The 12,787-nt window shown below is 65.1% G+C and carries 13 protein-coding genes and 1 pseudogene; 2 read left to right on the forward strand and 12 right to left on the reverse strand.

Annotated features, from left to right (window positions below):
* Nucleotides 1-1,090, reverse strand: a 1,090-nt coding sequence (locus JHD07_RS08620; protein ID WP_291621060.1) for a DUF3422 domain-containing protein, incomplete at its 3' end; no start/stop codon positions are given.
* A 78-nt stretch (nt 1,091-1,168) separates the two neighbouring features.
* Entirely contained in the window at nt 1,169-2,275 is a 1,107-nt protein-coding gene (locus tag JHD07_RS08625; protein ID WP_291621062.1) for a HoxN/HupN/NixA family nickel/cobalt transporter, read from the reverse strand.
* Nucleotides 2,276-2,605: 330 nt separating this feature from the next.
* Between JHD07_RS08625 and JHD07_RS08630 the strand changes: the two genes are divergently transcribed.
* Nucleotides 2,606-2,809 (forward strand): hypothetical protein, encoded by a 204-nt coding sequence (locus JHD07_RS08630; protein WP_291621064.1) that lies wholly within the window; start codon nt 2,606-2,608, stop codon nt 2,807-2,809.
* A 22-nt stretch (nt 2,810-2,831) separates the two neighbouring features.
* Here JHD07_RS08630 and JHD07_RS08635 read toward each other — a convergent pair whose 3' ends face one another.
* From JHD07_RS08635 to JHD07_RS08680, 10 genes are all read right to left on the reverse strand, one after another.
* Nucleotides 2,832-3,833, reverse strand: coding sequence for a formate dehydrogenase subunit gamma (locus JHD07_RS08635; protein WP_291621066.1), 1,002 nt, complete (start codon nt 3,831-3,833; stop codon nt 2,832-2,834).
* Nucleotides 3,834-3,873: 40 nt separating this feature from the next.
* Nucleotides 3,874-4,470: a formate dehydrogenase FDH3 subunit beta gene (fdh3B, locus tag JHD07_RS08640; RefSeq protein ID WP_131870000.1), complete on the reverse strand. Its 597-nt coding sequence runs from the start codon at nt 4,468-4,470 to the stop codon at nt 3,874-3,876.
* 13 nt (nt 4,471-4,483) lie between these two features.
* Complete coding sequence (locus JHD07_RS08645) at nt 4,484-7,426, reverse strand: formate dehydrogenase subunit alpha (protein WP_291621071.1); 2,943 nt, start codon at nt 7,424-7,426, stop codon at nt 4,484-4,486.
* Between the two features lie 15 nt (nt 7,427-7,441).
* Entirely contained in the window at nt 7,442-7,651 is a 210-nt protein-coding gene (locus JHD07_RS08650) for a twin-arginine translocation signal domain-containing protein (protein WP_291621072.1), read from the reverse strand.
* A gap of 29 nt (nt 7,652-7,680) precedes the next feature.
* Nucleotides 7,681-8,460 (reverse strand): molecular chaperone TorD family protein, encoded by a 780-nt coding sequence (locus JHD07_RS08655; protein ID WP_291621074.1) that lies wholly within the window; start codon nt 8,458-8,460, stop codon nt 7,681-7,683.
* Nucleotides 8,461-8,590: 130 nt separating this feature from the next.
* The gene (locus tag JHD07_RS08660) at nt 8,591-9,214 is read right to left on the reverse strand and encodes a DUF3306 domain-containing protein (RefSeq protein ID WP_291621076.1); all 624 of its coding nucleotides are present in this window, start codon (nt 9,212-9,214) and stop codon (nt 8,591-8,593) included.
* The gene (locus JHD07_RS08665; protein WP_291621078.1) at nt 9,211-9,726 is read right to left on the reverse strand and encodes a DUF3305 domain-containing protein; all 516 of its coding nucleotides are present in this window, start codon (nt 9,724-9,726) and stop codon (nt 9,211-9,213) included. The genes JHD07_RS08660 and JHD07_RS08665 overlap by 4 nt, the downstream gene beginning before the upstream one ends.
* A complete protein-coding gene (locus tag JHD07_RS08670; RefSeq protein WP_291621080.1) occupies nt 9,723-10,730 on the reverse strand; it encodes a DUF6352 family protein in 1,008 nt (335 codons plus the stop codon). Before JHD07_RS08670 ends, JHD07_RS08665 begins: the two co-directional genes overlap by 4 nt.
* The gene (locus tag JHD07_RS08675; RefSeq protein WP_291621082.1) at nt 10,727-11,266 is read right to left on the reverse strand and encodes a DUF6505 family protein; all 540 of its coding nucleotides are present in this window, start codon (nt 11,264-11,266) and stop codon (nt 10,727-10,729) included. The genes JHD07_RS08670 and JHD07_RS08675 overlap by 4 nt, the downstream gene beginning before the upstream one ends.
* Nucleotides 11,263-12,003 (reverse strand): biotin/lipoate--protein ligase family protein, encoded by a 741-nt coding sequence (locus JHD07_RS08680; RefSeq protein WP_291621084.1) that lies wholly within the window; start codon nt 12,001-12,003, stop codon nt 11,263-11,265. The genes JHD07_RS08675 and JHD07_RS08680 overlap by 4 nt, the downstream gene beginning before the upstream one ends.
* Nucleotides 12,004-12,167: 164 nt before the next feature.
* Between JHD07_RS08680 and JHD07_RS08685 the strand changes: the two are divergent.
* Nucleotides 12,168-12,787 (forward strand): annotated as a pseudogene (locus JHD07_RS08685) (4Fe-4S ferredoxin); the annotation flags it as partial.

The following is a 12,787-nucleotide window of genomic DNA, read 5'->3' on the forward strand; positions in this document are numbered from 1 at the left end:
ATTGCAGCCGGGTGCGTTCATTCATCGAGCGCAGCAGATCGCGATTCTGCTCCTCGAGCTCGACATCGACGCGCGTGCGCAGCAGATCGGCCGCGCGCGCGAGCTTGATCGACAGGCCGGCCTGCCGGTCTTCCATCGCCGCGCAGGTGCGCATCGCCGGTGCCATGCGGCGGTCCAGGAACGAGGACCAGGTCGGATAGCCCGCGATCTCGCCGCCCTCGATCACGGCGAGACGGGATTGCACGATATCGTAATAGGCCCGGCTGGCGCCGAACCGGAACAGGCTGCCGGCAGCACCCCGCTCCAGCGCAGCCGCCAATGCCGTCAGTTCGCCCAGGAGATGATTGTTGAGCTTGAGGTCTCCGGCGCGCTGCATCTCCTCGAGCACTTCGACGAGCCGCCTGCCGATATGATCGACGGACGGCGCAAGCTCGAGCGCGGCGGGCAGGCCGAGCAGCGCCAGCGTGCGGTAGGTCTCGATCTCCAGCACCCGCTGCACCAGGGCACCGAGACGGCCCGGCGACAGACCGTCATTGCACACGAGAACGCGGACGAAGCCGTGCTCGTCGGTGCGGAAGTCGGATGCAACGACGGCAGGTCCGCTGCGGACCGCGGCCATCGCGAGGCTGCCTCTCTCGAACAGTTGCTGGGCACGCTCCAGCGCCGCCGATGTCTGCTCGACCTCGAGCTTGACCGCGGCCAGCAATTGGCCGGACTGGCCAAGCGACCGGATCAACGCGGCAGGCCCCTCGCCGATCTCACCGAACCGGCGAGGCGGCACGTCGGGGCTGCTCAGGATCCAGGTGAAGGTGCTGAACTCGGAGTGCTGCTCCCAGCGCAGCTGGATGCCGTCGATCGTCACTTGATGATGCTTGGTCGCGGCATCCGGCGGCGGCTGCCCGTGCGCCATGCAGAATGCGCCGAACCTCTCCCGGTCGGCCGCGGCGGCGGCGCCCTCGCCGAGAAATGCAAAGCGCAACACGGTGACCGGTGCCAACAACCGGGTGAATGGGCGAGCATGCACCTCGGCCAGCACCGCACCACGCAGCGGATGCATTGCAAAGCCGGCGAGATCGAGCTCACGGCTCATCGGCAGTCCCTGCTACGCTTTCGGCTCGCGGCCAGGCGCTTCCGGTGTGACACGATCAAACTGTTTCGTTGAGTGCCGTCAGCGCGCGGCGACGACGGGCGGGCTCAAGGGCGCCTCGGTCGCATCGGCGCATTCCAGGACTTTCGTTCCGGCAGGCTGGCGGCCGTCCGCAAGCATGCGGCGATAGAGCACGACAGAAACGAGCCAGGCGATCGCGAACAGCGCGATCACGACGAAGCCGACATTCGCAAGCGACTCGTTGAGGCCCTCGACCAGGGCCCATGCGTCGCCGGAGAGGCCAAGCCGCTCGCCGATCAGCCCCAGCGCCTCGATGCCGCCGATGAAAAGCGCGACCGCGACCGAGGCGCCTGTTATCGTGAGGTTGTACCAGAGCTTGCGCAGGGGATCGACGAATGCCCAGCGATAGGCGCTCACCATCAGAGCGGAATCGGCCGCGTCAACCAGCGCCATGCCCGACGCGAACAGCGCGGGAAAAACCAGGACGTCGATGAGCGAGGTGCCGCGCGCGGCTTCGCTCGCGGAGATGCTGAGCAGGCTGATCTCGGTGGCGGTATCGAAACCGAGTCCGAACAGAAAGCCGAGCGGGTACATGTGCCAGGGCTTGGTCACCAGGCGGAACATCGGGCCGAGCAGCCGCGCCAGGAAACCACGCTTGGCGAGCAGCGCGTCAAGCTTGGCGGGGTCGTGAACGCCCTCGTCCCGTGCCTCGCGAAATGTCCGCCACAAGCCGACGAAAATGACGAGATTGATCGCGGCAACCGCGAGCAGAAACAGTGCCGAGACCGAGGTGCCGACGAGGCCGCCGATCTCCTTGAGCAGGCTGTCGCCCCCAAGGCTCACGACGCCCAGTGCCAGCAGGATGGTCGCGACGACCACCACCGTGGAATGGCCAAGCGCGAAATAGAGTCCGACGCTGCGCGGCGCGCCGCCGGCCTGCATCAGCTTGCGTACGACGTTGTCGATGGCGGCGATGTGGTCGGCGTCCACGGCATGGCGCAGGCCGAACACCCAGGCCAGCAGCGCGGTCGCCATCACCGTCGGCCGGTCGCCAAACAGCGCAAAGGCCCAGGCCCATGCGGCGAGATTGACGGCGACGAGACCGCCGAGCAGTGCCACCGTCCCGGGCTCGACCGCCCGCAAAGTCCGCCTCACCGCTCGTTCCATCCATCCGGTCCCACAGTATGACGTTTATCAAAGTCTCTCATACTGGCAAGAGCAAGAGCCGGACCATTTTCGCGCTCCCCCTGACGAGGCGACAGAATAGAAGCCAAATGGCTGGCCTTATGGCGGAATTCGCCGTCAACCGATCACGGCGCCGGTACGGGATGGGATGCTTCCTTGGCAAGCAGATATCCACTTGACGACGAAGTTGACGGTCGTCAGGGGAGCTCGAACCGCCTGCAAATGGAACCCCGCGCTGTGAAACGGCTCACATCGGGTTTGACGATCCGGATGTATTTATCGTGCCGGGTGGAGATGCAGACGGAGACGCGCATGAAACTCCTCATGCTCTCGCTTATTGCAGCCATGCTTCTCGCCGGTGCGGCCAATAGCGTGTTCAGGCCGCATACAGTCTCTCGTTCCGGTCAGCCCGGCATGGTGTCCCTTCAAGACATGCAGACGGGTCAGGCTAAAAAGCTTCCCGATCAGGAGCTGCAGGATCGCTCCGTCCTGTTCATGAAAGAACCGGAGCGGTAGCCGGCACGTCCGCACCGGCGCGCTATTCGGCCGGTGCGCTTGCGGGTTGCCGTTGTCCGTCGTTCGGTCCGGTTCGCGCCATCTGCTCGTCCAGCCAGAGCCTATGGTGCTCGCGCGCCCAGTTGACGTCGACCTCGCCCGAGCCCATGGCCTCGAACGCGCCTTCCATTCCGATGGTGCCGATGTAGATGTGCCCGATCATCGCTGCGACGAACAGGACCGCCACGATGGCGTGGACGATCTGGGCCATCTGCATGCCCTCGATCCCCGTGCCGTAGAACGGGAACATCAGTGCATAGCCTGACGCTGCAACGAGACCGCCGCCGAGCACAACGATCCAGTAGATCATCTTCTGGCCGCCATTGAACCGGTAGGCCGGCGGATGATCATGCCCGATCAGGCCGCCGCCGCGCTTGGCCCATTCGATATCCACCTTGCCGGGAATATTGCCGCCGATCCACATCAGGAAGATCAACACGACCCCCAGCGTGAACGGAAAACTCAGATAATTGTGGGCGTATTTGGCCCATTGCGACCATTCGGAGAAGGCCTCGAAACCGATCAGCGGCAAAAGCAGCTGCCGGCCAAAGGTGACGTTGAGGCCGGAGATCGCCAGGATGATGAAGCAGGTCGCCGTCATCCAGTGCACGAAACGTTCGAAACCGTTGAAGCGCACGACGGTGCGGCCCGAGCGGCCGCTCTCCAGCCGAACCATGCCGCGGGTGAGATAGAAGATCATGATCACGGCGATCATGCCGATGATGGCAACGCCGCCGATCCAGGGCAGCGTCACCATGCGGAATTCCCGCCATTCCCGCCCCTGCGGCTGCTCGAGAACGCGGGAGCGCTGATCGGGAATGCTGACACGGCCCTGGATGCGGTTGAGCTCCTGCAGAAGCTGCTGCTCCTTGACCGCGCTCGCGGTCGGGTTGACCTGCTGAGCGCTCGCGGGCACCGCCGTCACCAAAAGAAGCAGCGCCCAGGCACCAAACGCCAGACGAATGAACCTTGCAAACGACGCCATTACGTCCTCCCCAGCCTTGCGCGCCCGTCGACTGCCCACGTCAAGACTCGATCGTCTCGCGATACGCGGTCTTCCAGCCCCATGCACCCGAGCCATAGCCGCGCTTCGTGACGCGCTCCTTGTAGATCTGGGCGATGATCTCGCCGTCGCCCGCAAGCAAGGATTTGGTCGAGCACATTTCGGCGCACAGTGGCAGCTTGCCTTCGGCGAGCCGGTTCGCGCCGTACTTTTCGTATTCCTCCTTGCTGCCGTCGGCTTCCGGACCGCCGGCACAGTAGGTGCATTTGTCCATCTTGCCGCGCGAGCCGAAGTTCCCGACCTTCGGGTACTGCGGCGCGCCGAACGGGCAGGCGTAGAAGCAATAGCCGCAGCCGATGCAGAGATCCTTGGAGTGCAGCACCACGGCATCGGCCGTGGTGTAGAAGCAGTTCACCGGGCACACGGCCGCGCAGGGCGCGTCCGTGCAGTGCATGCAGGCCATCGAGATCGAGCGCTCGCCCGGCTTGCCGTCGTTGATGGTGACGACGCGCCGGCGGTTGATGCCCCAGGGCACCTCGTGCTCGTTCTTGCAGGCGGTGACGCAAGCGTTGCACTCGATGCAGCGATCGGCGTCGCAGAGAAATTTCATCCGAGCCATGTGCGTGCTCCCCTCAGGCTGCGACGATCTGACAAAGCGTGACTTTCGGCTCCTGCATGCCCGTTGCAGGATCATAGCCGTAACTCGTGATGGTGTTGGCGCTCTCGCCCAGCACGATCGGATCGGTACCCGCGGGATAGTTCTTGCGCAGGTCGTTGCCGCCGAGCCAGCCGCCGAAATGGAACGGCATCCAGGCAACGCCCTTGCCGACGCGTTCGGTCACGAGTGCCTTCATCCTGGCGCGGGAATTGTTCTCGGCGCCGCTCACCCAGACCCAGCCGCCGTCCTTGATACCGCGATCGGCAGCATCGGCCGGGCTGATCTCGATGAACATGTCCTGCTGCAATTCGGCGAGCCAGGGATTGGTGCGGGTCTCCTCGCCGCCGCCTTCGTATTCGACGAGACGTCCCGAGGAAAGGATCAGCGGAAACTGCTTCGCGATCCCCTTCTCCACCGCCGCCTTCTGCACCGAGAAGCCGATATTGGGCAGGCGGAACTGCTTGGCATCGGGCAGGGTCGGATATTTCTCGACGAGATCGACGCGCGGCGTGTAGATCGGCTCGCGATGCACCGGGATCGGATCCGGCAGGCCGAACGCATTCATGCGCGCCTTGCCGTTGCCGAACGGCACGCAGCCGTGCTTCAGCGCGACGCGCTGGATGCCGCCCGAGAGATCGAGGGCCCAGGACACCGCATCCGGATTGGCCGGGTTGACCCGCTGGATCGTCGCCATCTCGGCCTCGGTGAGATCCTTGTCCCAGCCGAGCTTCTTCAGGCTCGCCAGCGTGAACTCGGGATAGCCGTCCTCGATCTCCGAGCCCTTGGAGAAGGACTTGTCGGCGAGCAGGCTCACCTTTCGCGTGGTGCCGTCCGCCAGCTTTTCCTCGCGTTCGATGCCGAAGCGAGGACGGAACGCGCCGCCGCCGTCCATCACGTGCAGATTGTTGTTGTAGAGCAGCGGCGAGCCCGGATGCTTCACCTCGGGCGAGCCCCAACACGGCCAAGGCAGACCGTAATAGTCGCCGCCCACTTCCGGATCGTCCTTGGGCGCGCGCAACGTCACCAGGTCGAACTTGTGCTGGTTCTTCATGTGCGCCTTGATGCGCTCCGGCGACTGGCCGCAATAACCGGTCGACCAGCTTCCGCGGTTAATCTCGCGCAGCACGTCCTCGGGCACCGGGAGATTGTTCTCGACCTTGATGTTCTTGAACATCTTGTCGGCGAAGCCGAACTTCTTCGCCAAGAGATAGATGATCTCGAGGTCGTCCTTGGATTCGAAGATCGGCTTGACGATCTGCTCGCCCCATTGCATCGAGCGGTTGGAGGCAACGCGCGAGCCCGTGCATTCGAACTGCGTCGCCACCGGCAGGATATAGACGCCGTCCTTGCGCCCGGCCTCGACCGCCAGAGAGGCCCAGGTGGTGGGGTGCGGATCTGCGATCACCAGCAGCTCCAGCGCCTTCAGGCCCTTCAGCGACTCGGGAATACGCGTGATGCTGTTGCTGGCGTGGCCCTGAACGAAGACGGCCTTGACGTTGTCCTTCTGTGCGACGTCGGCCTTCGGCAACAGCGCGGCATCGAACCAACGCGTCAGCGGGATGCCTGGGGTCTCCATCTGCTTCTTCTCGTCGAAGCGGGAGACCAGGTACTCGTAGTCGACCTCCCAGACCCGCGACCAGTGCTTCCAGGCACCTTCCGCAAGGCCGTAGTAGAACGGCAACGTCACGATATCGAGGCCGACGTCGGTTGCGCCCTGCACGTTGTCATGGCCGCGCAGGATGTTGGCGCCGGCGCCGGCCTTGCCGATATTGCCGGTCATCAGCAGCGCGATGCAGCTCGCCCGCACATTGGCGGTGCCGACCGTATGCTGGGTCTGGCCCATGCACCAGATGATGGTCGTGGGCTTTTGCGTGGCGAACGTCTTGGCGACCCGCTCGAGCTGCGCGGCGGGCACGCCGGTGACCCGCTCGACCTCCTGCGGATTCCACTTCTCGACCTCCTTGCGAAGGTCGTCGAAACCGTAGACGCGCTGGGCGATAAACTCCTTGTCCTCCCAGCCGTTCTTCAGGATGTGCCACATCATGCCGTAGAGCACCGGAATGTCGGTGCCGGGACGGATCCGGACATATTCGGTGGCGTGCGCCGCGGTGCGGGTCAGGCGCGGATCGAAGACGATGAAGTTCGCCTTGTTGAGCTCCTTGGATTCGAGCAAATGCTGCATGCTGACGGGATGCGCTTCCGCCGCGTTGCTGCCGATGAACAGCATCGTCTTGGAGTTGCGCATGTCGTTGATGCTGTTCGTCATCGCGCCGTAGCCCCAGGTATTGGCGACGCCGGTGACGGTGGTGGAGTGGCAGATCCGCGCCTGGTGATCGGTGTTGTTGGTGCCCCAGAACGCACCGAGCTTGCGGAACAGATAGGCGCCTTCGTTGGTCATCTTCGCCGAGCCGAGCCAATAGACGGAATCGCTGCCCGATTTCTCGCGAACCTGGAGCAGCTTGTCGCCGATCTCGTTGACCGCCGTGTCCCACGACACGCGCGTCCACTGCCCATTCACCAGCTTCATCGGATAGCGCAGGCGGCGATCGCTGTGCACGAGCTCGCGCACCGATGCGCCCTTGGCGCAATGCGAGCCACGGTTGATCGGCGAATCCCAGCTCGGCTCCTGTCCGATCCAGACTCCATTGAGCACTTCCGCCGTGACGGTGCAGCCCACCGCGCAGTGCGTACAGATGCTCTTCTTGACGACCGCGCCGGCCGTCAGCGGCCCGGCGGCGGCGGCTTCGGCCTTGCGTACGCTGCCGACCGGCATGGTCCCCAGCGCCGCGAGCGCGCCGCCGGCCAGTCCGGACTTGCGCAGGAATGTGCGGCGATCAAGTCCTCCGCCCTGGGCCGCAAGGGATTCGGCGACGGAACCGCGGCGATCGGAACGCTGATGTGTTCGCTTGATAAGCACGGGCAGCCCTCCCTCTCAGGCCGGATAGCGGTTGACGCGGTAGAACGTCTTCACGTGATCGGATTCCTTGTAACGCGCCTTGCGCTTCTCATCGTTGTTCTCGCTGTCTGCCTGCGCGGACCCGACCAGCGGCGTCGCAAGCGTCGCGCCGACACCAGCCGTGCCCAGGCCGACCTTGCGAAGGAAGTCGCGGCGTCCGACCTTTGCTTTCGTCTCGTCACTCATCGCATCTCTCCCGGACCGACCCGCGTCGATCAGCTGGCAAATGTGAATGCTTCCGTCTCGATTTCGATGAAGGTGCGGCCGAGCGCGCCGACTGCCCGATAGAAGCGGGCCTCGCCTGCACTCTCGATGTCGGCGAACAGCCGCCCCATCCACGGCGACACATGCTTTTCGAAGAAGGCACGCTGCGCCTCGGGCGAGGCATCGAAGCGGCCGTCGGCAAGACCTGACATGATCTCGCACAGGATGGCGGCGTGATCTTCGGGTTCGGAATTGTCGGCGACCCGCTCGATGCCGAGCGCCGTCAGGTCTCCACGCAGGCGCGACAAGGGCCGTTCGTTGAGGAAGCCGGTGAGATAGTAGGAGGCATAGGGCAGCACTTCTCCACGGCCGAGCCCGACGAACAGGTCGAAATACTCCCGCTCGACCTTCGCCGCGACCGCAATCGAGGCGGCGTCGGCCAGCGCCGCATGCGCGCGCCCGAGCGGCGTTTCGTCAGCGCTCAACGCAGCGAGCTGATCGAGCAGGCGCTTTGGCGGAGGCGCAGACAGCAGCATCGCGAGCAGCGCGTATTCCCGTGCGCGCGCCGCGTCGATGGGATCGACGAGTTCCGCCGAACCGGTGCGCTCGCCATAGAGGTCAGGCCGAAGATCGTTGCGGGAGACGCCGGTGGCGGTTTCGACTGCAATCACCCGCTGTGGTGGAACACGGGTCCAATTCGAGACGGAAGGCTGGCTGATGCCTATTTTGCGCGCAAGTTGAGCGATGCCGCCCGCGGCATCGATCGCGCGATCAAGCCCTTCATCCCGCACGTGGACCTCCCATCCAAGTCCCGTCTGCCCGATTATCGCTTTTGTTACAAAGCAGTAGGTAACCTAATCTGGGCTCCGCCAGCGGTCAACGCCTGCCATAGCTTATGCCTATAGCCTTTGGTCGTGATTCTCACCGAGGCAGCGCACCACCATGGCTACGGGCCCTGATCGGCTCGGCAGATTCGGCAGACCTCTCAGTCAGCGTCGGTTGCACTGCAGCAGAGATGACCTGGTGCTCCGACTCATCCAACGGCTCGGTCGCATCTTCAGTCGCATCCAACGAGGTTGTCACATCAGCTTGAGGCAATGGGCCCGAAGCATCCCCTGTTTCGATCGCCGCCTCGGGGAGAGACTGGACCGCCTCGCGGACGCCGCCGACGATGCGATCGACCAGAGCGGCCAGCTCCTCTGAGGAGCAATCCAGCGGGCCGAAGCCCGGCATCGCGGTCGGGTCGTTGAAGTCCCATGCATTCTCCGCAAGCCCGACGAAGTCGCGAATGGCGGGATCGGCAACCCAGGCGCGGCGAAGGGCCGCGCGGCTCAAGTCACGAGGAATCGTCTTGCCGAGGAAGGCCGTGATGTCCGTCGCAGCATTGATTTCGTCGAGCGACGGCAGGCTCGACAAATCGAACTCGGTCTCGCCTTCGCTGGCCTCGGGCTGGGGCGCGGGCTGCGCCGCGGCAGGCTTGGCGGGCTCCGCCTGCGATTCGCGTTTGCGGCGGGACCAACGTGCAAGGAATTCCTCGTCACTCATTCCTGCCCGCCTTCATGTTCGCGCCGTGCCAGCGCCTCCGGGTCGGCACGGCGCCGCTTGCGCTTGACGAATTCCCGCTCGACATGGTGCTCGGCCACGAAGCTTTCGATCGCCTCGCGCAGCACCTCCGGCATCGGCACGGCCTCGACGAGATTGTCGGCGGCTTCGGTAAAGCCTTCGCCCTCTGCGGGGTCAGCGGTCACTGTGGTGACGGCGTAGGGCCAGGCGCCCTCCGCAGGCGACAGGACAGTCCAGATGCTCGGACTGCCGGAGGCGAGATTGTCGCGATAGCGCGCCGTCTCCGATGGATAGAGATCGAGGGACGCGCTTCCGGCATAGAACAGGGTCGTGCCATCCTGCTCGCGCAGCACGGTCCAGGGTCGTGTCGCCGGCTCGTCGGGCAGGACGGCTATTCCGCGCCAGATGAAATCGACCCATGGCGAATCGGCCTTGCGCCGCTCGACCACGACACCGACGGCAATCGAGAGGGTCGGCAACGCCGCAGGGCTCATGTCGCCATCTCCAGACCCTTCACCGGCAGCCCCGTCAGCAGATTTTGCGGCTTCATCCGGAGTTTCTGATCCGCCGTCATCGACAGGATCAAATAGACCGGCTCGCTCCCGACGTCGTCGAGAGCACGGCTCGATTCCGCAAAGGTCAGCCGGAACAGCGCGAGCACGCGGTCCGTGTCGCGCTCGCCGAGCTCGTCGCCGTGCCACAGAATGTCGCCGAGCCGCGTGGCCTCGGCATCGAGCCCGACATACCAGGTGAGCTTTTCCTCGTGCAGCGCGCGCAGCGGCTCGATCGCGACGTCGACGCCCAGCAAATGGGAAACCCAGCGCGTCATCGCCTGCGCCAGCGCAGTCGGCCCGCGACCGCCGGCCGTGAGGTCGAGGGCCATGTCGAACTGGTCGCTGCGCTGCCAATAGGCCTCGGCATTCTCCTCGCTCAACACCTCGACCACCGCATCGGTGGTGGCGCCCAGCATCGACATCAGCGAGAGCACCGGGGTCGGGCTGCGGCCGCCGACGATCTCCTCGTCGCCGAGTAACAAAGCGTGCTCATGGGGCAGGATGCGCTGGGTCCGGAAGAACAGCTCGGCGGCGCGCAGCACGAACGGGTCGTCGCAGCCATCGAGCGCATTGCGCAAGATGACGTGCACCAGCTGGTTGACGAACAGCGGCGGCAGATCGTTCGCCCCTGATCGCACCGAGGCGAGATAGGCGGCTTCGAGCGTCGGATGTCGCAGCAGAAGATCGCGGAACGCCAGCACGAACTGCCAATTCTCCCGCGCATCCGCATCGACGATCCCGGCGATTTCGCCGGCGCTCACCGGCTGGCGCGGATCGGCGAGCAATTCGCGGTGCAGGCGGCGTTCGACCGGGCACGCGTCATCCGGGGGCATCAGTTCGGGGCGGGCGAAATAGGCCTTGAGAAACTCATCGGTGACACGGAGCCCACCGCCCTCGTCGCGATCGAGCAGATGATGGCCACAGGCGATCCAGAAATCGTTCATCTGATGCTCGGCTCCCGCCCCAGATCCGCGAGCCTGAGATCGCCGTCCGGCTGGACGTCGTCCTCGATCTCCATGAACGAGAAGGCCTTGCTATGCCCCTGCCCTTCCCGCAGTTGCAGCCGGCGGAAAGACTCGCGGACTTCACCATCACTTGATGTGCGGTGCACCGCAATCAGCGAGCTGATCGGATGGCTGCAGAGCGACTGCGCGAACGCGATCTCCTCTTCCGCGGCCGTCTTCGCTGCCGCCATGTCCGGCGCGCCGAAACGGTCGACGAGTTGCCGCGCCAGGAGATCGACCAGGCCGCGGTAATCGTCCTCGCTCGCCGGAACGATCTGCGCCAGCGTCGACCAACCCCAGGATTGCACACCGAGGAAACCACCGCGAAACGCCGCGCGCGCTTTGCCCTCGAGCGTCGCGCCGTCGCAATCCCAGAAGCGGAAGGCGCCGGAGACGGCCCATTCGCCCGGCTCTGCGGCCACGTCGAAGACAAATGTATCGGAGGGATCGAGCGCGATGGTACGCAGGAGCTTCACAGCCGCGGTCCTCCCAGGGCGGGATCGAGCCAGGACGGCGCCGCGAGCGCCCGGACGAGGTCGCTTCGCTCGATGATATCCGTCCCGATACGGCGCGTCAGGAGATCGCCGCCATCGTCGATGCGCTGAATGGTCTGTCTTTCGCGCGGCATGCGGGTGAGATAATCACGCGCCACGCTGTCGAAGCCGTCAACCCGCCATCCGTCCAGCGCCAGCATCAGGTGCCGGGCGAAACTCTCCGTGATCTGCGCCGCGCCCGCTTCGCCAAAGCCTTCCTGGTCGAGCGCGGAGGCCAGCGGGTGAATGCCTGGATCGTCGTCGTTCATGGCAACCGTCCGTATCATCGCGCCGAAGACCAGCCAGGGCGGCGGCGCGTCCTCGCCGGCTCCCGAAGGCCAGCCCAACCGTCCGCCGCCGACGAGCCCCCCGTCGATCCTGACCGCATCCGGCCAGCCGATCGTGATCGGCTTGCTCGGCGGCGCATAGGCGCGAAGCGCGTCGGTGAGCGCGACCATACCTGCATAGAACGCGCGCCGCGCGCTGCGCAACGGCTCGGCCGGCTCGAGCACAACGGCGAACTCGGCGAGGTCGAAGCGGCCGACATAGACGAGCGTTCCGGCGCCGCTCTCCGGTGCGATGCGGCATGCATGGGCAAAAGCGTCGCCGCTCTCGCGCAATCGCACCAATGTGAACGGCGGCGGCAGGTGGATCGGTTCCGCCGCGGAAACATGGCTCACTGGAATCGACGGCAGGCCGTCCTCCGCTTTCCTTTTCTTCCCGAGGGATAATGTCTATACGAGGCGAACGGCCGGCGCGAGTCCGTCGTCGGCGTGCGAATGGCGGAGGGATGAACCTGGAGCAGCCGTCGAAGACCATCCTGATCTGCTCGTGCGAAGACACGATGCCCCTCGACGTGGCTGCAATCCGACGCGGATGCCCGAACGGCGAGGTCAAGAGTTTTCGCCACCTCTGCGGTGCGGAACTCGATCACTTCCGCAAAATCGCTGCGACGGATGGCGTGTTGACGGTCGCCTGTACGCAGCAGGCAGCGCAGTTTTCGGACGAGGCCGGCGAACGGGCTGATGCGATCAGCTTCGTCAACATCCGCGAAACGGCCGGCTGGTCGCGCGAGGGCGCGCGAACTGGGGCAAAAATGGCCGCCCTGCTCGCATCCGCCTCCATCCCGGCCCCGGATTATCCGCTCGTCACCTTGTCGAGCGAGGGCGTGATCCTGGTCTACGGGCGCGATGAGGCCGCGATCGAGGCCGGCCGCCTGCTTGCCGATCACCTCGACGTCACGGTGATGCTGAAGCAACTCGACGACAGGGTGCCGCCGGCTGCAACGGTGTTCCCGATCGTGAAGGGCACGATCCGATCCGCGAAGGGACATTTCGGCGCATTCGAGCTTGCAATCGATGACTATGCGCGTCCCCGCCCCTCCTCGCGCGATCGTTACGTGCTGGACCCGCCGCGCAGCGGCGTCACCTCGCGCTGCGATATCGTGCTCGATCTGTCCGGCGA

It is taken from the genome of Bradyrhizobium sp., from assembly GCF_016462955.1.
Classification (GTDB): Bacteria; Pseudomonadota; Alphaproteobacteria; order Rhizobiales; family Xanthobacteraceae; genus Bradyrhizobium.